Raw genomic sequence first — 18,120 nt, 5'->3', positions numbered from 1 at the left:
AAGCTTTTATTTTTTTCGTTTTAACAACAACCAGATCACAAACGGTGCACCAAAAAATGCCGTCACTGTTCCAATCGACAATTCTGTTGGCGCAAACAATGTACGGGCAAGAATATCACAGAAAACACAAAATACTGAGCCTGCTAAAAATGTCGTTGGAATAATGATAATCGGTTTTGAGGTATTCATGAGAATTTTTGCGATTTGTGGCACCGCAATTCCCACAAAAGCAATGGGCCCGGCGAATGCCGTCACCGTTGCTGAAAGCAGACTTGAAAACAAAACCAGCAGAATCCGAAACCATTTAATGTTAATGCCCATGCTTTGGGCATATCCTTCGCCTAATTGATAGGCTCCAATTGGTTTAGATAACATCAGTACCACAATCAACGAGATAAAAACAATAATCGACATGACCCTGATATCTGACCATCCAATACCGGAAAAACTGCCCATCGACCAGTTGGTCAGATTGGCAATATCCCGTTCTTCAGCAAAATTAACAAAAAAATCAGTCAACGCCGAGCAGATATAGCCGATCATCACGCCAACCAACAGTAACATCGACATATTGGAAACTTTTCTGGCCGCTAACAAGACAAATCCCATCGACAACAGCGAGCCGGCGAATGCTGCAAGCACGATAATCGCCGATGGCAAGACACTGACATAACTCATCAAAACGACCATCGTAAACCCGACAAACATTTTTGCCCCTGACGAAATCCCCAATACATAGGGCCCGGCAATCGGATTTCTGAAAAAGGTTTGCAGCAGAAAACCAGATACCGATAAGGCCCCACCGAGAATGGCTGCCGCAATTAAACGCGGCAGCCTGATTTTCCAGATGACATTGCTTTCAACCGAACCTTCCTGCGCTCTGAAAACAATAATTTTAATAATATCTTTGACTGACATCTCCACGCTACCAGAATTGATGCTGAAAACCAATGCCCCAATTAGAGCAAAAGTCAGTAGCACAAAAACAATCTGATAGCGGGCAATCCTGCCAACGCTACTTATTTTCATATTTCAGTTTTACCTACTGTAACCGATAAAGATAGGTCAACTCATCCTGTGAATTATCGGTAGCGGTAATCGCCGTATTGATATCTGAAATCATATTACCCAATGTCGCAGTGACTTGCCAGAAATCCTGTCTGGTACTCCAGACGGTTTTATTTTTTACCGCTTTCAGATCAGCAAATAAGGGATCTTTTGCCACCAGCTCATCGAGCTTCGTGATTTGTTCGGTTGAACTGAAATCGATGTAAATAATGTAATCGGCGTTAACAGCGGTCTGATAAAAGGTTTCCGAATCCATTTTTGTCGTTCCGCCTTCATCTTGTTTCAGATCCCCTGGTGTATAGGTGCCACCAGCCAAATCAATCATTTTGGGAAAATAATCTCCGGCATTTCGAACATAACAATCTCCCTTGGTAGTCCGATAGAATGCCAGGACAGATTTTCCGGTTGGTTCAGCTTTAATTCCATCCACAACCTTTTCCTGTTCTTCAAATAACGCCTGAGCTTCAGTTTCCTTGTCAAACAGAATGCCGAAAAGTTTCACCCATTCAACTCGAGCCAAAGGATGTTGTTCATCGGATGAACGGTCAACCATATAGTTAAGACCCAGCTCTTTAAATTTATCGGATACTTCAGGATGGGTATCCAGCATCCCGGAATAGATCAGCAGCTGGGGTTGTTGTGCCGCCAGCATTTCGTAGTCCGGGGTATCATACTTGCCGATATAGGCAATCTGTCCCGAATCCATGGCTGCGCCAACCTCATCAATATACCAACTATCACGACTCTGAGTTGTCAAAGTGACGGCATTCAGGGCATCAATACCAGTCATCAACGAAGCAGCGCTTGTTGATCCCAAACATACATTGTTTAATGGCAGTTGCAATACCACTAAATCAGCATCAAGATTTTCCGGAACACTCTTTCCTTCAGGAACAGTCAGATACCGTGATCCATCTTTTAAGGTAATAATTTTATATCCGCCCTTATAACAATCAACCGAAAAGTTCTGTGCATATTTTAATTCCATCGCTGAATCAAATTCCAGTTTTCCATCCACATTGTCCGACAAACTGCTGCAGCCTGCCAGACAGAATAACCCTACCGTTATCATGACACACAGTATCAAGATATTTTTTAACTTTTTCATCCTAAATCTCCTCAATTAATTTATTTTTGACATCAAGTGATCCTAAATTTCAGGGCCACATTATTTTTTAAGGCCATATCCGCCTGCTGTTCCCGGCACAATAAAACACGCTGTTTAGATATTATTTTCTACCTAGCCAACCAATTCATCGACAATTTCGTCAATGCTGCCCCGACTAAACTGGGAATCATCAAACGGACGTTTGCGCATCCGATGCGGCAGCACATAACCGGCCGCCTCTTTGACATCTTCTTTGGTCACTTCTGCTCTACCATGATAAGCGGCAATGGTCATCGCTGTCTTCATCATAACAATATCAGCCCGATGACCATCCACCCCCAGCGCCGTCGATATCCTGGCGATGATTTCGAGCAACTGATCATCAAAGCTTACATCCGGTAAAAATTCAATGGCTTTTTGAATCGTGTCCGCCAATGCCGTCTGTTCCGCATTGAATTCCTGATGAAACAAATCCGACTCTTTTTCAAAATTCAACCGTCTTTTGATAACTTCCACCCGCTGGCTGATATCGCCTTCACCTAACACATCGACCACCAAGCCAAAACGATCCAGGAGCTGAGGACGTAGATCCCCTTCTTCGGGATTCATGGTCCCCACCAGGGTAAACTTAGCCGGATGGGTAAATGAAATCCCTTCCCGCTCAATGGTATTTACGCCCATGGCTGCTGAATCCAAAAGGATATCAACGACATGGTCGTCTAACAGGTTTACTTCGTCAACATAAAGAATATTCCGGTTGGCTTGAGCCAGAATGCCGGGTTCAAAGCGCTTTTCCCCTTTTTTAATCGCATGTTCAATGTCCAATGTTCCGACCACCCGATCCTCGGTGGCACTCACCGGCAGATCAATCACCTTCATTTTTGTTTGAACCGTATTGATCTTCTCACTTTTTATTTTTTCCAGGCACTCGGAACAGGCCTGATCCCGATTTGATGGATCACATGAAAACTTACAGGCTTCGACCTGATCCCGCTCCGGCAACAAATCTGCCAGGGCACGAACTGCCGTTGATTTGGCGGTTCCTTTTTCGCCTCTGATCAAGACCCCACCAAGTGAGGGATTAATGACATTGAGAATCAGTGCCAGCTTCATTTTTTCCTGCCCGACGATGGCCGTAAATGGGTAGATTTTGATATTTTTTTTCATTACTTTTCCTTTTCTTTTTCTGTTATTTTGTCTTTCTAATCATCATAGCGACAGTGCTACCGCAGTCATCAGACTATTCGCCTGAAGTTCTTCGATCTGATAACGATCAGCCTCCATCCGAACCGCCAGTTTTTCGGCAAGATTGAGTTTGATATAACTCTGATCGGTATCGATGACAATGGTTTTGATCTTTTCGGCCTGAATGCGCCCGGCCACTTTCATCGCTTCCTCAAAGGCATCTTTTCCCTGATCGCTGTAAGTAGCTCGGCCATCGGAGATCAGTACAATCACCGGCAGCATATCCTTATCCTTAATTTTTCCTGCTTTCACCACATCAAAAGCCATATTCAAACCAGCTGCCAGTGGCGTTCTTCCGCCAGTCGGCAAAGCCGTCAGTTTCTTTTCAGCCAATTCAACACTGCGAGTGACGCCCAACACCAATTCAGCGGAGTGATTTTTAAACACGATCATCCCCACCTTATCGCGTTTCTGATAGGCATCATTAAGCATCGAGATAACGGCCCCTTTGACGGCTTTCATCCTTTTGTTGGCACCCATGGAACCGCTGGCATCGACGACAAAAATAATAGTATTTCCGGTTCTTTTTTCCCGGATCTTGACCCGAATATCCGACTGACTAATTGCAATGGCCATGCCATTTTTTTCGCGGTACCGTTGATAAGGGGCTGCGGTTCGCAGCGTCGCATCAATGGCAATATCCTTGATCGCGCCTTTAGCCGGACAACGGTTTCTGACATAACGTCCCTGGAGCGACGAGGTTACCATCAGGCTGCGTTTTCCACTTCCTTTTGAGATCGTCCCCTTATCGGTTTCTGATATCCACCGGGCAATTTGAAAGATCTGCTCCGGCGCATCGAGGGTTTCTTCGCCACCCTGAAAAAAATCATCATCCTGATCAGTTTGATCATCCCCGGAATCTTCCGGCGTTTCGGAGTCCGATTCCTGTTCCTGTTCCTGTTCCTGGTTTTCTTCCGGTTCAGTCGGCGGATTATCCGGTTGTTCTGGCTGATCCTGTGACTGCTCCGATCCTTCTTCCGGTTCATTACCAGATTCGTTTTGTTCCTGATCTGGGTTTTCTTCCGGCTCTTGCTCTTCTTCCGGTTCTGGTGGTGGTGGCGAAGCTTCCGGCTGATCATTATTCTCACGGATCCGATGCGGCAAAGCGTATTTAGCTGCTTCTTTAATGTCATTAATATTCAGCATTTTTCTGGCATCCATAGCCGCAATGGCTTTCGCCGTTTCAATAATCACCAGTTCCGCCCGATGACCGGCACAATTAGCTTCATCCACCACCGAGGCGGCCAGTTGCATGGCATTATCGGACACAACAATCTTGCCGATGTCTGCTCTGGCGCGTTCAATCCGATTACTCAGTTCAACAATCTGGTCCCGCCATTTTTCTTCAAAAGCAAGCGGATTCCGTTCATAATCGATCCGTCGTCGGACAATTTCAGCCCGAACCCGGGTGTCGGTCTCGCCTTTCACTTCAACATATAAACCGAAGCGATCGAGAAATTGTGGCCGTAACCCACCTTCTTCAGGATTCATGCTGCCGACCAAAACAAAATTGGCGGCATGCCGATATGACATGCCTTCCCGTTCGATGATATTTTCACCGGATGAAGCCGCTTCCAGCAACGATTTAACCAGGTGATCACTTAACAGGTTTACCTCATCCACATATAATAGATTCCCATCGGCTTTTTTAAGAATCCCGGCTTCAAAGCGTCGTTCCCCAAATCTGATGGCATGTTCAAAATCGATAGTACCCAGCAGGCGGTCTTCGGTGGTGTTAAGTGGTAACTCAACCAATTCCATTTCCACGGTCAGATTGCAGACCCCTCTGGCTAACGATGATTTCGCAGTTCCTTTTTCACCGCTGATCAGAACGCCTCCGATTTTCGGGTTGACCACATTCCATATTAACGCATTTTTTATTTCCTCCTGACCAACAATGGCCACAAAAGGAAAAACAGTATTATTCATTATTTTCGTCTCCTTTAACCAAGCGACTCCAGATCCCCTTCCATCTCCAGATATATTTTTTTGAGTTTCTCCACACTTTCTGCGGCGGCATGCCACATGCCCCGCTGATTGGCTTCTAACAACCGTTCGGCGACATTATGGAGGGCCCAGGGATTAACTTCCCGCATCCAGTCGGTGGTTTCCTGATCGAAGGCATAACGGTTTGCAATGGCATCATACATCCAGTCGTCAATGACGTTAGTAGTAGCATCCCAGCCAAAGGTAATATCCACCATCGCCGAAATTTGTTTGGCCCCCCGATAACCGTGGTTTTTCAAGCCCTCAATCCATTTGGGATTATTGACCCGGGTTCGCATCACCCGGGAGGCTTCTTCATGGAGACTCAGGGTTTCAATATGATCGGTATCCGAGGTGCTGGGCACATAGGCCGGCTTCTGAGAACCGCTATGGGTGGTAATGGCCGCCACCATGCCGCCAAAATAATTATAGAAATCATCGCTGTCGAGCATGTCCACTTCCCGGGTCGATTCATTCTTCACCGCCACATTGATCTTGCTGAAACGTCGGGTAAAGACCTCCGGCATTTTTTCACCATGGACATCTTTCCCATAGGCATGACAGCCCCAGGTGGTGTAGACGGTCCCCAGATCGGTGACGTCCTTCCACTTCTGACTTTCGACAACATTTTTGGTGCCGGCACCATAGGCTCCCGGTGGATCACCAAAGACCCGCAACAGTGACTGACGTTCGGCCTGTTCCAGGGAAATGCCCTGGCTAACCAGTTCTGCCACTTCTTCTCTGACATGCTTGCGGATATAGTTCATCTCATCGGGTTCATCCAGGGCAGCAACCAGATTGACCGCATCTTCGACCCGTTCGATCAGATTGGGAAAGGCATCCCGGAACAGTCCGGTGATCCGCAGGGTCACATCGATTCGGGGTCGTCCCAACTCGCTAAGCGGAATCGCTTCAACCCCAATCACCCGGTCCGTGTTCCCCAGCCAGACAGGTCGGGTTCCCAGCAGATAAAAGGTTTCGGAAATGTCATCCCCATAGGTTCGCATCGATTCGGTGGCGTAGACCAGCATCGAGACGCTCTCCGGATATTTCCCTTCATCCTTCTGATAGCGCTCCATCAGCTGATCTCCCAATACCTGGCCGATTTCCCAGGAGGGTCGGGACGGCATCGCACCAGGATCGACGGAATAAAAATTTCTACCGGTGGGCAGAATGCCGGCGTTTCCCCGGGTCGGTGCCCCGGAAGGTCCCGGCGGGATAAACTTTCCATGGATACCATCGACAAAGTGATCCCTTTCATCGGTAATCCGCATCACCCGTGGTCTGATAAAAGTACAAACATAATCCAGGGTCACTCTTAACCGTTTCGTTGAATTGGTATCATTTATTTTAAATTTTTCGATAATCGCAGCTACCGACTCCGGATTGTATTCCCGCTGCTCCAGTTCCAGAAAAATAGTCCGTCCCAGTTCATCGGCTTCAGCCAACAAAATCCCATAGGATTTACCGTCACCAGTGGCTTTGTCCGGCTCAGCCAACAAAACTTCATGATCCCAACCCAGCAAATCACAAACCCCATCCCGCAGTGAGGGGACACTGCCATTACGGTTTCTGACCAGCATTTTCAGCATGTTTCTGAATTTATCACCTTTCGGAACCATCCCAAAGATGTGAAAGCCGTCATAAATATCACAAGCCTGAACATTGGTAACCCAGGAGTGGAATTCATGAATACAGCCATCAATATCCGTTTCCATTTGTTCAGCAGTAATGCCAATATCGTCATGCAGATTCATCTTGATGGCCAATTCCCTGATTTCCTGCTGAATAATTGGCAGCTTTTTAGGGTCGGCACTCTGAATATGATAGTACTGTTTCATCAACTCATCCATCTCGGCCAGTTCATCATAAACTCCGGCTTCAAACATCGATGGTACCATATAATCTAAAAGGGTGGCATAGGTTCGCCGCTTGGCCTGGGTGCCTTCACCGGGAGCATTAATAATATAAGAATAGAGGTGGGGGATGGTGCCAATGCAGATATCGCTGTAACAATTTTTGGATAGCCCCACCTCTTTACCCGGCAGCCATTCGATGGTACCATGAGTGCCAACATGAATAATCACATCGGCTTCAAAAATTTTTTCAACCCAGTTATAAACCCCAATGTACTGATGGGGACAGGGCATATCGGTGCTGTGGTACATTTCTTCAGCCTTATCCTCAAAGGCTCGGGGTGGCTGCAGTCCGATAAAAACATTACCATTGAGAATCCCGGGGACGAGCAACTGATTCTCTACCGCCATAAAGTCCCCCACTGGCTGATCCCAATATTTGACCAGATTTTCCTGGATCCGGGGAATAAACTGATCAAACCACTGCTGATACTGTTCTTTCTTAACTGTGTCAATACTTTTGGCCAGCATCGCCTCCGGCGAAGACCAGCGGCCGTCATTCGTTAATCCACTGGTAATACGGTCAATAATTTCTTTACCATCCTCAAAATGATAGGCGGTAAAGATACCACTGTCCTCCAGTGCATTCATCATCTGATAAACCGAAACTGGCGTATCCAGTCCGGCGGCGCCGCCAATGTTATCATTACGGGGTGGGTTATTGTGCAGAATGATGGCCACCTTTTTTTCGGCATTATCTTTATGCCGCAATCTGGCCCAATTATGCGCCAGCGTAACAATCCGGTTAACCCGTTCGGCAATGGGTTTGGAAACCCGCTTCGAACCAAGAGGGGTGTCTTCATTTTCGGTGGTGGCAAAGGGATAGGCAATCACCTGACCGTCAAACTCCGGCTGAAACACGCAAAAGCTAAGTGAAAGGGGGTCCAGACCCCGCACTGATTCATCCCAGTCCGCCAATGATTGCAGGGTGGTCATGGATTGTAAAACCGGTACCTTGAATAATTCGAAAATGCTGGTGTCTTTGGGCTTTGAGCCATCCCCCGGATCGGAAAGAATGGTCAGACTAAAGGCGGTAGTATTGATGATGGCATCGACAATCACCTGACCATCCTGAATCATACAGCGTTCCAGCACATTGCGAATGCCTTCGCAGCCCAGATCCAGATCTGGCAGCATATCCGAATAAATACACAGCGGATTGACCCCTTGATTTCGGATCTCCCGAATCAAGGCATCGATGTGAGCCAGATTATCTTTCTGAATCAGCAACACATTGATGATAATGCCAATGGTAAATCGACCATTATTGCGGAGTTCGGCTAAATATGCCGGCTCATCCGCGGTATCGCGATCCGGATCATAGATCCCACTCCATTTTGGCAGTATCGGGGCATCAAGGGGATATTCCCCACCAGCAAACTGATTGGCGATCCACTTGATCAGGTTTTCAAAGTTTCCCACGCTGGTCGATTTAAAATATTTATAAATCGTCCTGAAGTCCTCCGGCATAATGCTGCAATCCGGGAAAACCTCACCGACCTCTTCTTCAATGGTGGTATTGATAAAGAAAGGCTTTTTCTTTTTAAACTGATTAAAATATGCATAAAAAGGTTTGAAAAAAGACAGTGAACCATGCAGATTGATGAAAATAAAATCAGCCTGTTCGGATGTGGCTACACAGGCTTCATATCGCTCCTTATTTTCCAGTTCGGTCGTATTAAAAAGCTCGACGCCAAAAGCATTTGGATATTTTTGGTCCAGACTGACCAGAGCCTCCCTGAAAGTCAGGAAAGGCTCCATACTGGTCATAATAATGACTAAATTCAACATTTTTTCACCTTATTTGGCAACGGCAGGCATTTGTCTGAAATGACTGAATTCCGCATCCGGATAAAGATCCGAGTGGAAAATGGCTGCCAGCTCCAGATATTTTTCATCGATGGTGTGATAAGTCGACCAGAAATTATCAGTAATCTGCCAGACATTGCCACTGCTGCAAATCGGTAGATCCGCTACCACCGGCACCTGATCGGTAATGGATTTAATATCCGGCCCATATTTTGGCATCCCGGAGTTAATATAATAATCGGCCTTGGAAACCCGACTGTAAAACTCTTCCGGGGTTAACACGGTGACACCGTCTTTGCCAACCCCAATGTCATCAAAAAGGTATTCTCCGCCGGCATCGCGAACCATTTGTGCTGCTTTTGACCCGGCATTCTGAACATAAATTTTGCCAGAAGAGACGATGGCCCAGGCAACCTTTGGTTTTTCGGCATTTTCTACCTTGGCTTTCATTTCATCGATGCGAACCATCGCTGCATCATAGTATTCTGTCGCTTCTTTTTCCAGATTATAGAAAGCCGAATAATATTTCATCCATTCCATGGTACCACGATAGTCGGTTTCGGTACTGGATGAATCATAGAGGTACGGAATATTATTCTGGGTCAGCATCTCCATCAATTTCTGCTGTTCACTGCCCATCCCGGTGGTAGTGAAGACGATTTTTGGTTTCAACGATTGAATCACTTCATAGTCATAGCTGCTGCTGGTGGCCGAATTGGAGCCGATATCCTTGATCTTGCCCTCTAACATCCGGTTTTTCATGGCATCAAAATCCCATTCTTCAGCTTTTAAGCGCACCCCGACGATACTGTCAAACAGGGTTTCATCATCAAAGGCCCGTAAAAAACCAACTTGAGTGGTACTGGTGTAAATCGCCTGATCAATGGGAATATTAATCGACGGCAGATCCTTGTATTCCTCTGGCGCCTCCTGACCTTTTTGCAGCAGCAACATTTGTTTTCCTTCGCCATCGGTGACAATCTTGTTATTATTGTCGAGATATTCGATGTTAAAATTTTTGGCATACTGCAATTTGATACTATTACCATCCTCGCTTTTGTAAGTCTTGTCACTCGACTGACAACCAGTCAGTCCTACCATTGTTGTCATTGCCATTACCGCAGTGATCGCAATCACTGCTAACCGTTTAAACTGTCTTTTCATTACTCTTCTTTTCTCCTTCTGAGTTTAAATTTATTTCATTTGCCATGACCATTTCGGAAAGGGTCGTCACAAAAGAATTTACCATTTTTTGAATCACCACTTCAGCGGATTCATGCTGTTTGATCGATCGTTCAAGATTAATTGACTGCGCCTTGGCAATCTGCTTAAGAATCATCACCCCACCATTGATGGCTTCCGATCCGGACAATAACCCCCAGCCCAGCTGATCCAGCAGATGAACATAGAGGGAAGTCATGGTTACCAGCTCATCCTCCTGATCCAACCGATGGAGACGATCGATCCATTTGGGAAAATCGCGTTGACCTTCTTGACTGAGTTCATTGAATTTTTTAAAAAAGGTTCCTTCGGTAACGCCATAGCGTTTCATTCGCGCAAATAGCCGATGTTGGGTAACCGGGTTTAAGGCCATATGTTGATTAAGGGATTCTTTCACCGTATCCCGCACTAGCCGACCAATCAATTCTCCCAACTTGCCATGCTTTCCAGCATAGGTCAGTCGGTTAGTCGACTCACCATCACAAATAATCATTAGATTATCGGTTCCTGATCCAGTGGCAATACCATTTGAGTAAAGGCTGCCGGCCATCAGTTCCTGACAGGCCGCGGTCTTGGCTTCCGTTGCTGTCACCATGGCTCGAGCCATACAGCCCGGCGTCATGTTGCCACTGACAAAGACCATACTATTAATCGTTCCCGGTCTTAAGTTGACATACTCGCCATTTTTTTCATAACTGGTGGCTTTTTCACCAATCCGCCCGCCATTGACTTCCAGACTGGCGGTGGTAATAGCCGTCACCGTCAGGATGTCATAGGTTTCGCTTTTAATCGCCACACTTTCCATGGATACAATGGTTGCCATCCGTGCTACGGTGTCCGGATCTAACCCTAACACCTCCCGGATAAAGGACTGCATTTTTTCCTCCTGACCGGCTTCCATATGTTCGCACAGCCGACCGGGACCGGGATTAACATCCTGATTAAATATAGCCGTTAAATTTTCCTGATAGCCGCCATGTTCCATGGCAGTGCTGACAACCTTTCGCGATCCACAAAAAGGTACAACCAAACACCGATGGTATCGATGAATGGGATCTCCGGTTGCAGTTAAACCCAACATCATCTTAACACCCTCTTCTTGTTTGCTTAGGAATGATCTGTAGAATCTCGGCCGGATTTTTACAGCATTTGATTTTTTCTGCCCAATCACCAAAGCGATTTTTAAGTTCACTTTGTTCTGATAGACTAAAAACCGTTTTCCCCATTTTGATGGCGTCAATGATTAAATCCAAATTGTGCTCATTAGTATTCCCCACCGGAAAACCGGTGTCAATGACATAATGCACTTTTGCCATTTTTATTGACGCATCTTCGTAGTGCTTATCAGTGATCCGACTAAAAGAGTCTTCCTCAACCACATCACAATTGAGGGCCTTTGCCACATGTAAGTCAATGTCATTACTGTGCAATACCCCACAGCACATGCCAAAACCGGCCCGGGATACAGCCCGATAAACCCCGGTACCAGTGCCGTTTCCGCCAGTAATAAACACTTCTGGTAATACCGGTGAACAGAATTCGAGGCACCCCAACAGCTCGTTATAATTAGCCCCCTCAATTGAATAAAGACTCTGAATCGTGCCGGTTTTGATGATCTCTTCCGGTGTTCCCTGGGCTTTGACCTTACCCTTTTCGATCAGTAAAATCTTTTGACAGCCTTTAATGGCAATATCAATGTCATGAAGGGACAGCACCACGGTGATGCCTTTTTCCAGACAGAGTTTTCTTAAAATGCTGATGACTTCCACCTTGTGCCGGACATCAAGATGACTGGTGGGTTCGTCCAGAACAATCAGTTCCGGTTCCTGAACCAGGGCCCGGGCAATCATCACCTTTTGTTTTTCGCCATCGCTGAGTTCAAAATAATAACGATTCTTCAAATATCCGGCATAAACCAGATCAAGAGCCTCTTCAACGATGGTTTCGTCTGCTATTGATAATCTTCCCAGAAAATTAGTATGGGGATACCGCCCCATGGAAGCAATTTCAAAAACAGTCAACAGCCCTAACGAAACCTGTTCAGTCAGCACAATGGCCATTTTTTTAGCCAGCTCTGCTTTTTTGATGGTTGCTATATCCTTTCCATTGATTTCAACCCGGCCGGTTATCGGCGGCTGTAAACCTGTCAGGGTCCGCAAAATTGTTGATTTCCCTGATCCATTAGGACCTAATAAACATATCAGTTCCCCCCGATTTGCACAAATATTGACTTGTTCAACAACTACCTTTTTATCATAACCAACATTCAGATTTTCTGTGAAGATTACTGGTTTCATAATTCATTTCCTTTCGTTTTATGGACGAGCAAATAAACAACAATCGGCGCACCGATTAAAGCTGTAATAACCCCTAATGGCAGTTCAATGGGTGAAAGAATCATTCGCGCAATGAGATCACAGACCCCGGTCATCAGGGCCCCGACTAAAATCACCCCCGGAATCAGAATCCGATTATCCGAAGTCCCCATGGTAATCCGGACCATATGGGGAACCGCCAGCCCAACAAATGAAATTGGTCCGGCAAAAGCAGTGATGGTTGCCGTTAAAACGCTGGCAATCAGAATCACAATGACTCTAAATTTCTTCATACTGAGTCCCATGGAAATGGCATAATTTTCTCCAAAGAGCATCGCATTCAGCGGTTTACTCAAGATAAAAGCCAATATAATCATCGGTAAACCGATTCCATATAAAAACTGAACCTGAGGCCAGGAAAATCCAGAAAAACTTCCCATCGACCACATCACAAAACCATGAAGCTGTTCTTTGTCGGCAAAAGCGGTCAAGATGCTGGTAAAGGCATTGCAAATGAACCCCGCCATCATCCCAATGATTAAGAGGGTCGTGATGTTCTTTACTTTCTGAGCGGCAAATACCACCACTACCATCACCATCATGGCTCCCAAAAAAGCGCCGGTAAACAAACCCATCGGCGGCAGGGACTTAAGTCCAAATGAGAATCCGCCCAATAACACCAACCCCACAAACAATGTCGCTCCAGACGATACTCCCAGAATATAGGGCTCCACAATCGGGTTTTTAAAAAATATCTGTAGCAGCAGACCTGAAAGCGCTAGGCAAGCACCACCCATGATGGTAGCCAGGGTTCTAGGCAGACGAATATTCATAATTATTGGGCCAAAGGTCTCATCCGCCACTGTCTGTCCTGATAAAATAGCTAGAATGTCCGGGATACTGATATTGATGGATCCCACGCTAATGCTGTATAGCGAGACCAACACGATTGCCCCTAGGATCAACACCAATATACTGAGTTGTCGGGCTTTTCTATTTTTTATATTCTCCATTACCACCTCTGATCCATAATTCTTGCTGCTTTTTTCATCATTATGAAACCTCCATTTAAATTTATCACTTACCACAATGGTTTAATTATTTCCCTAAAAATCTTCATAAAAAAAGACTCATTATCTCTGAACAAGACAATGAGCCCGTAAAACGGCACGCAAATAAAACCTTTTTCTGTCTCTCGCAGAGTTTTGCATAAACAGGCAGGTCTTCTGGCTCAAGCGTCAACATCCCCTCCTACCTTCCCATATTTCTACAGTGGCATTCCTGGAGGAACTCTTCTTTTACAGCGGCGGGACCGCGGGGGATTTTCACCCCTCTTCCCTTTTAATCGGCCTGCAATACAATGGATTGCAACCGACACCTGTTCGAAATTTATTCAATTCGTTCGTTTCTGTTAAACTATCTGCTTCTTAATTGACAAACTACTTGGTTTTTTTCTTACCCGTCTTGCCGTCTTCCTGCTTTTTCCGTTCCACAAATCGCCCCATTACAAAAGCAATAATTCCCACGCCGATACCGGTCTGTAAACAAAAGAACAAACTCTCCACTTCGCCGGGGATTTCACCATTAATGGCCGTTTCAAAAATCGGTGTAAACCAGGGTTCATACTCCATTCCGGTAATTTCCGAAATCGCTACGCTACCGGCATCATCGGATCCGCCAAATTCCGCATCCTGGAGGATGAACAACGGCACAATGGCAATCAGGGCCACCAATATTAATAAACCAATCACTGTTTTTTTTGTCGCTGTCATTATTTTACACCTCCAGCAAGATATCCCAGATCATTGAGTTCTGGTAGCGCATAGGTTTCCAGCCCGATGATGATGACAACGGTTAGAATCCCTTCGATAATGGCCAGTGGCAATTGGGTCGGGGCAAATACGGCCAGAAACTTAACCACAGAAGCCGCAACGCCACCACTTTCTGATGGATAGGCTAAAGCCAGCTGAAAAGCGGTTATACAGTAAGTAAATAAATCCCCGATGGCTGCCGCCAGAAAAACCCCTACATGACGGTTAATTTTTATTTTTTTACAAAGAATGAAAATACCATAGGTTACAAATGGCCCGGCAATCGCCATCGAAAAGGTATTGGCGCCCAGGGTGGTCAAGCCGCCATGTGCTAGTAGAATAGCTTGAAATAACAATACGATGATACCCAGAATACTAACTGCCGCTGGTCCGAATAAAATCGCCCCCAGCCCAGTTCCGGTCATATGCGAACAACTGCCAGTAACGGATGGTATTTTTAACGATGATAGCACAAAAACGTAGGCTCCCGCCATCGCTAATAAGGTAATGGTTTTAGGATTTTCCTTGAGGGTCTTTTTAATCGACAGGTAACCGGCAATTAAAAATGGGATGCAGATTACGCCCCAGGCCACACTAAAGCCCACCGGCAGATACCCCTCCATAATGTGCATGGCACTGGCCACCGGGGTAAACCCGAATACCAATGCGATGGCTGCTGCAACCGCAATAAATCTTTTTTCTCTGGTGTTTAAACTTGTGTTCATAGTTCCTCCTCTTATCTTTATCTATATATTAAGGGTTTGCGAAAATTCTTGAGCGCTCTTTTCAAATCCCGCAAAGCCATCTTAATCCTTATCATTAGCTCATTTATTTTCCCTGTATAAAATCATCGGCCAGAATGGTTCAGCCATGATTAAATTGTTTTTCCAGTAAGGCTTTCAGATCCTCGGGAGTAGTGGGATAATTATTGCTATCCTTAATCAGCTTATTGTCAACCAGCATCTCATAGACATCGAGCATCGCTGGCCGTTTCAGATTTGCCTGCTCCAAAATGCTTGAGTTTTTAAAAATCTCCAAGGGTGTCCCATCGGCAATGATCTTTCCCTGATCAAAGACAATCGCCCGCTCTGCCCAACGATAGGCAAAATCGACATCATGGGTAGAGATCAACATGGTTTTGCCTTCTTCCCCCAGCTTCACCAGAACCGCTTCTAACATCTGCGCATTAAGGGGATCCAGAGCCGCCGTTGGTTCGTCAAAAATGATAACCTCCGATTTCATGGCAATAATATCGGCAATGGTCACCCGTTTTTTTTCACCACCGCTTAAATAATGGGGCGGACGATCCTTAAAAGCCAGGATGTTCATCGTCGTCAAGGCCTCATCAACCCGCTTGATGACTTCCTCACGGGGCAGTTTTAAGTTCATCGGGCCAAAACCAACCTCGGCCATGACTGTGGATGCAATGATCTGATTGTCAGCATCCTGAAAGACAATCCCGATATTCTTTCGCAGTTCCTTTAGATTCTTTTTATTAATGATGGTGCCCTGATAACTGATTTCGCCATGATCGGCTTTTAACACCCCGTTAGCATTGAGAAAAAAAGTGGATTTACCGGAGCCGTTAGACCCGATCACCGCTATCTTCTCGCCCTGATAAATATTGACACTTACACCTTTTAGTGCCGGGTTTCCGGTTCCATAGCTGTAATGGAGATCACTTATCTTTAGTATTGGTTCGCTCATATTCTGTCCCTGTCTATCCCTTCTTAGTGTGTCATCATCCCCAGTAAAATCAGAAAAATCAGAAAAGCTGCCCCGATAATCAACTGCCGCAGCTGAAGCTTCTTTTCAGCTTCCAGAAAAACCAGCTCACCTTCATAACCTCTGGCTTCCATGGCGGTATAATAGGCATTTGCCTTTTTTAGTGAAACCACCAGCATATTGCTGGCCACACTGCCAAAGGTATAGCAGGATGTTTTGAAATCACAATAGCCCTGTCGGGAGTCCGCCGAATTCCGCATGTTATTAAAAACGTCCAGTAAAATAAAAATATACCGATAGATCAAATTCATCAGTTCAATAATCAGCTTGGGCACATGGGCTTTTCTAAGAACCCCGATAATTTCGGCCGACGGTGTCGACAAGGTCATCATGATCATCGCACTGATGGCGCCAAAAACTTTCAGCATCAGAAACGCCATTTCCTGGAGCTTGTCCACTGATGTGAAGAGATAACCCATACCAAGAAAAAGATTGAATTGCCCGATCGGCTGGCTGGAAAAGTCAACCCCGATGGCGATGGTGCCCATGATAATAAAGGTAATCGGGATCATCAGTACGGAAATATATGCCGACAGCGACAGGCCACCCTTTAGCACCGTTAAATACGCCATCCCGATGATCACCGCGATGGACACAAAGGGATTGTTCAGCCCAATGCACAGCAGCAGCGTCAGAAAAGAAAAGACGACCTTAAAAGTAGGGTTCCAGCATCGGAGCTTCGAGGCATAGGCATAAAAATCAATGGCTGAGCCTTCCCCATGTTTATGTCCGATTTTGTGGCGATGTGTCGCTTGATGTTGGGCTTTTTCACTGGTTTTAATAAAGTTGATCGATTTGCCTAAACTATTTTCCATTTGAAGTATTTACCTTTCAGTATTTTCCGATTGCCGATACAATCAACCCGCGTCTATTTTGTCCACATATTTCATCAGTTCTTCAACCGAACTGAATTTGTTACTGCAACTCTCTTCGATCCGATCGACGAGAATAATCTTCATCCCCAGCTTTTTAGCAGCATTGATCTTGTCCACTACCCCACCCATATTGCCGCTTTCCTTTGTCACCAGTACCGATGCCTGGCAGTATTTGAACAATTCGATGTTCAGGGCTTCATTATATGGTCCCTTTATGGCGATAATATTCTTGGGACTAAATCCCAGGCTTTCACATTTACTTAAAACCTTCCAGTCTGGCAGTACGCGCAGATAGATCCGCTGTGAAAAGTTAGGAATTCTTTTAAATGTTTCAATCTTATTGCTCCCGAGCGTCAGCAGAATATTACCTTCACAGTTCAGCAGAACATCACAGGCTTCCCCATAGTTCTTGACAATGGTAATGTCCGGGTCATCTTCATAGCTTACCCGCTCCCGTTCATAACGAATATAGGGCAGGGCTTCGAATTTGCAAACATTGATGGCATTGCGGGTTATTTCAGCCGAAAAGGGATTGGAGACGTCAATGAGACAGGCTGGTTTAAGCGTTCTGATCAACTGAGTAATATGATCCTTGTTCAGTTTGCCCTGATAAATATCCAGATTTTTGAACTCATCCAACATACCAGCGCCTAATCGGGTGGTGACCGTCACTGCTGCGTCATGGTTTTTTTCTAATAGTCTCTCAATTACTGTCTTGGCATCGGTTGTCCCGGCTATTACTAATACTTTTGACATCTTGCTCCATCACTCTCCATTTACGTTTTTGCACAAAAAAACCTCATTATCTCTAAACAAGACAATGAGGTCGCAAAAATGCGTACAAAAATAAACCTCCTCTATCTCTCGTAGAGTTTGAGATATACAAACAGGCAGGTCTTCTGGCTCAAGCGTCAACATTACCTCCTGCCTTCCCAACAAAGTGGTGGCATTCCTGGAGGAACTCTTCTCTTACAGCGGCGG

Annotated in this window: 14 protein-coding genes and 2 riboswitches; all 14 genes read right to left on the bottom strand. The window is 45.6% G+C overall.

What is annotated here, in order from left to right; all coding sequences use genetic code 11:
- Positions 1–6 precede the first annotated feature (6 nt).
- The gene (locus tag ACEW8F_RS08670; RefSeq protein ID WP_373483079.1) at positions 7–1,029 is read right to left on the bottom strand and encodes a FecCD family ABC transporter permease; all 1,023 of its coding nucleotides are present in this window, start codon (positions 1,027–1,029) and stop codon (positions 7–9) included.
- 13 nt (positions 1,030–1,042) lie between these two features.
- Complete coding sequence (locus ACEW8F_RS08665) at positions 1,043–2,176, bottom strand: ABC transporter substrate-binding protein (RefSeq protein WP_373483078.1); 1,134 nt, start codon at positions 2,174–2,176, stop codon at positions 1,043–1,045.
- Between the two features lie 132 nt (positions 2,177–2,308).
- Positions 2,309–3,343, bottom strand: a complete 1,035-nt coding sequence (locus tag ACEW8F_RS08660; RefSeq protein WP_373483077.1) for an ATP-binding protein — start codon at positions 3,341–3,343, stop codon at positions 2,309–2,311.
- Positions 3,344–3,385: 42 nt separating this feature from the next.
- A complete protein-coding gene (locus ACEW8F_RS08655; RefSeq protein WP_373483076.1) occupies positions 3,386–5,350 on the bottom strand; it encodes a VWA domain-containing protein in 1,965 nt (654 codons plus the stop codon).
- A gap of 14 nt (positions 5,351–5,364) precedes the next feature.
- Positions 5,365–9,114, bottom strand: coding sequence for a cobaltochelatase subunit CobN (cobN, locus tag ACEW8F_RS08650; RefSeq protein WP_373483075.1), 3,750 nt, complete (start codon positions 9,112–9,114; stop codon positions 5,365–5,367).
- A gap of 9 nt (positions 9,115–9,123) precedes the next feature.
- Entirely contained in the window at positions 9,124–10,296 is a 1,173-nt protein-coding gene (locus ACEW8F_RS08645; RefSeq protein ID WP_373483074.1) for an ABC transporter substrate-binding protein, read from the bottom strand.
- Positions 10,280–11,437: an adenosylcobinamide amidohydrolase gene (locus ACEW8F_RS08640; RefSeq protein ID WP_373483073.1), complete on the bottom strand. Its 1,158-nt coding sequence runs from the start codon at positions 11,435–11,437 to the stop codon at positions 10,280–10,282. The genes ACEW8F_RS08645 and ACEW8F_RS08640 overlap by 17 nt, the downstream gene beginning before the upstream one ends.
- A gap of 1 nt (position 11,438) precedes the next feature.
- Complete coding sequence (locus tag ACEW8F_RS08635) at positions 11,439–12,650, bottom strand: ABC transporter ATP-binding protein (RefSeq protein ID WP_373483072.1); 1,212 nt, start codon at positions 12,648–12,650, stop codon at positions 11,439–11,441.
- The gene (locus tag ACEW8F_RS08630) at positions 12,647–13,681 is read right to left on the bottom strand and encodes a FecCD family ABC transporter permease (protein WP_373483071.1); all 1,035 of its coding nucleotides are present in this window, start codon (positions 13,679–13,681) and stop codon (positions 12,647–12,649) included. The genes ACEW8F_RS08635 and ACEW8F_RS08630 overlap by 4 nt, the downstream gene beginning before the upstream one ends.
- Positions 13,682–13,866: 185 nt before the next feature.
- Positions 13,867–14,065, bottom strand: a riboswitch (cobalamin riboswitch).
- Between the two features lie 42 nt (positions 14,066–14,107).
- Positions 14,108–14,440: an energy-coupling factor ABC transporter substrate-binding protein gene (locus tag ACEW8F_RS08625; RefSeq protein ID WP_373483070.1), complete on the bottom strand. Its 333-nt coding sequence runs from the start codon at positions 14,438–14,440 to the stop codon at positions 14,108–14,110.
- Complete coding sequence (locus tag ACEW8F_RS08620) at positions 14,440–15,204, bottom strand: energy-coupling factor ABC transporter permease (protein ID WP_373483069.1); 765 nt, start codon at positions 15,202–15,204, stop codon at positions 14,440–14,442. Before ACEW8F_RS08620 ends, ACEW8F_RS08625 begins: the two co-directional genes overlap by 1 nt.
- A 139-nt stretch (positions 15,205–15,343) precedes the next feature.
- Positions 15,344–16,186, bottom strand: coding sequence for an energy-coupling factor ABC transporter ATP-binding protein (locus ACEW8F_RS08615; RefSeq protein ID WP_373483068.1), 843 nt, complete (start codon positions 16,184–16,186; stop codon positions 15,344–15,346).
- 23 nt (positions 16,187–16,209) lie between these two features.
- The gene (gene cbiQ / locus ACEW8F_RS08610) at positions 16,210–17,079 is read right to left on the bottom strand and encodes a cobalt ECF transporter T component CbiQ (RefSeq protein ID WP_373483067.1); all 870 of its coding nucleotides are present in this window, start codon (positions 17,077–17,079) and stop codon (positions 16,210–16,212) included.
- Positions 17,080–17,121: 42 nt separating this feature from the next.
- Positions 17,122–17,895: a precorrin-6A reductase gene (cobK, locus tag ACEW8F_RS08605; protein ID WP_373483066.1), complete on the bottom strand. Its 774-nt coding sequence runs from the start codon at positions 17,893–17,895 to the stop codon at positions 17,122–17,124.
- A 115-nt stretch (positions 17,896–18,010) separates the two neighbouring features.
- Positions 18,011–18,120, bottom strand: a riboswitch (cobalamin riboswitch). This riboswitch is flagged as partial in the annotation.

Origin of the sequence: Acetobacterium sp. (assembly GCF_041752335.1) — a bacterium.
In the GTDB taxonomy this organism is placed as follows: Bacteria; Bacillota; Clostridia; order Eubacteriales; family Eubacteriaceae; genus Acetobacterium.
This window is presented reverse-complemented; position numbering and strand designations above follow the sequence as displayed.

Excerpts from the sequence above, each read along its gene's own strand:
- ACEW8F_RS08670 (WP_373483079.1), bottom strand. The coding sequence starts at position 1,029 with ATGAAAATAAGTAGCGTTGGCAGGATTGCCCGCTATCAGATTGTTTTT.
- ACEW8F_RS08665 (WP_373483078.1), bottom strand. The coding sequence starts at position 2,176 with ATGAAAAAGTTAAAAAATATCTTGATACTGTGTGTCATGATAACGGTA.
- ACEW8F_RS08660 (WP_373483077.1), bottom strand. The coding sequence starts at position 3,343 with ATGAAAAAAAATATCAAAATCTACCCATTTACGGCCATCGTCGGGCAG.
- ACEW8F_RS08655 (WP_373483076.1), bottom strand. The coding sequence starts at position 5,350 with ATGAATAATACTGTTTTTCCTTTTGTGGCCATTGTTGGTCAGGAGGAA.
- cobN (WP_373483075.1), bottom strand. The coding sequence starts at position 9,114 with ATGTTGAATTTAGTCATTATTATGACCAGTATGGAGCCTTTCCTGACT.
- ACEW8F_RS08645 (WP_373483074.1), bottom strand. The coding sequence starts at position 10,296 with ATGAAAAGACAGTTTAAACGGTTAGCAGTGATTGCGATCACTGCGGTA.
- ACEW8F_RS08640 (WP_373483073.1), bottom strand. The coding sequence starts at position 11,437 with ATGATGTTGGGTTTAACTGCAACCGGAGATCCCATTCATCGATACCAT.
- ACEW8F_RS08635 (WP_373483072.1), bottom strand. The coding sequence starts at position 12,650 with ATGAAACCAGTAATCTTCACAGAAAATCTGAATGTTGGTTATGATAAA.
- ACEW8F_RS08630 (WP_373483071.1), bottom strand. The coding sequence starts at position 13,681 with ATGGAGAATATAAAAAATAGAAAAGCCCGACAACTCAGTATATTGGTG.
- ACEW8F_RS08625 (WP_373483070.1), bottom strand. The coding sequence starts at position 14,440 with ATGACAGCGACAAAAAAAACAGTGATTGGTTTATTAATATTGGTGGCC.
- ACEW8F_RS08620 (WP_373483069.1), bottom strand. The coding sequence starts at position 15,204 with ATGAACACAAGTTTAAACACCAGAGAAAAAAGATTTATTGCGGTTGCA.
- ACEW8F_RS08615 (WP_373483068.1), bottom strand. The coding sequence starts at position 16,186 with ATGAGCGAACCAATACTAAAGATAAGTGATCTCCATTACAGCTATGGA.
- cbiQ (WP_373483067.1), bottom strand. The coding sequence starts at position 17,079 with ATGGAAAATAGTTTAGGCAAATCGATCAACTTTATTAAAACCAGTGAA.
- cobK (WP_373483066.1), bottom strand. The coding sequence starts at position 17,895 with ATGTCAAAAGTATTAGTAATAGCCGGGACAACCGATGCCAAGACAGTA.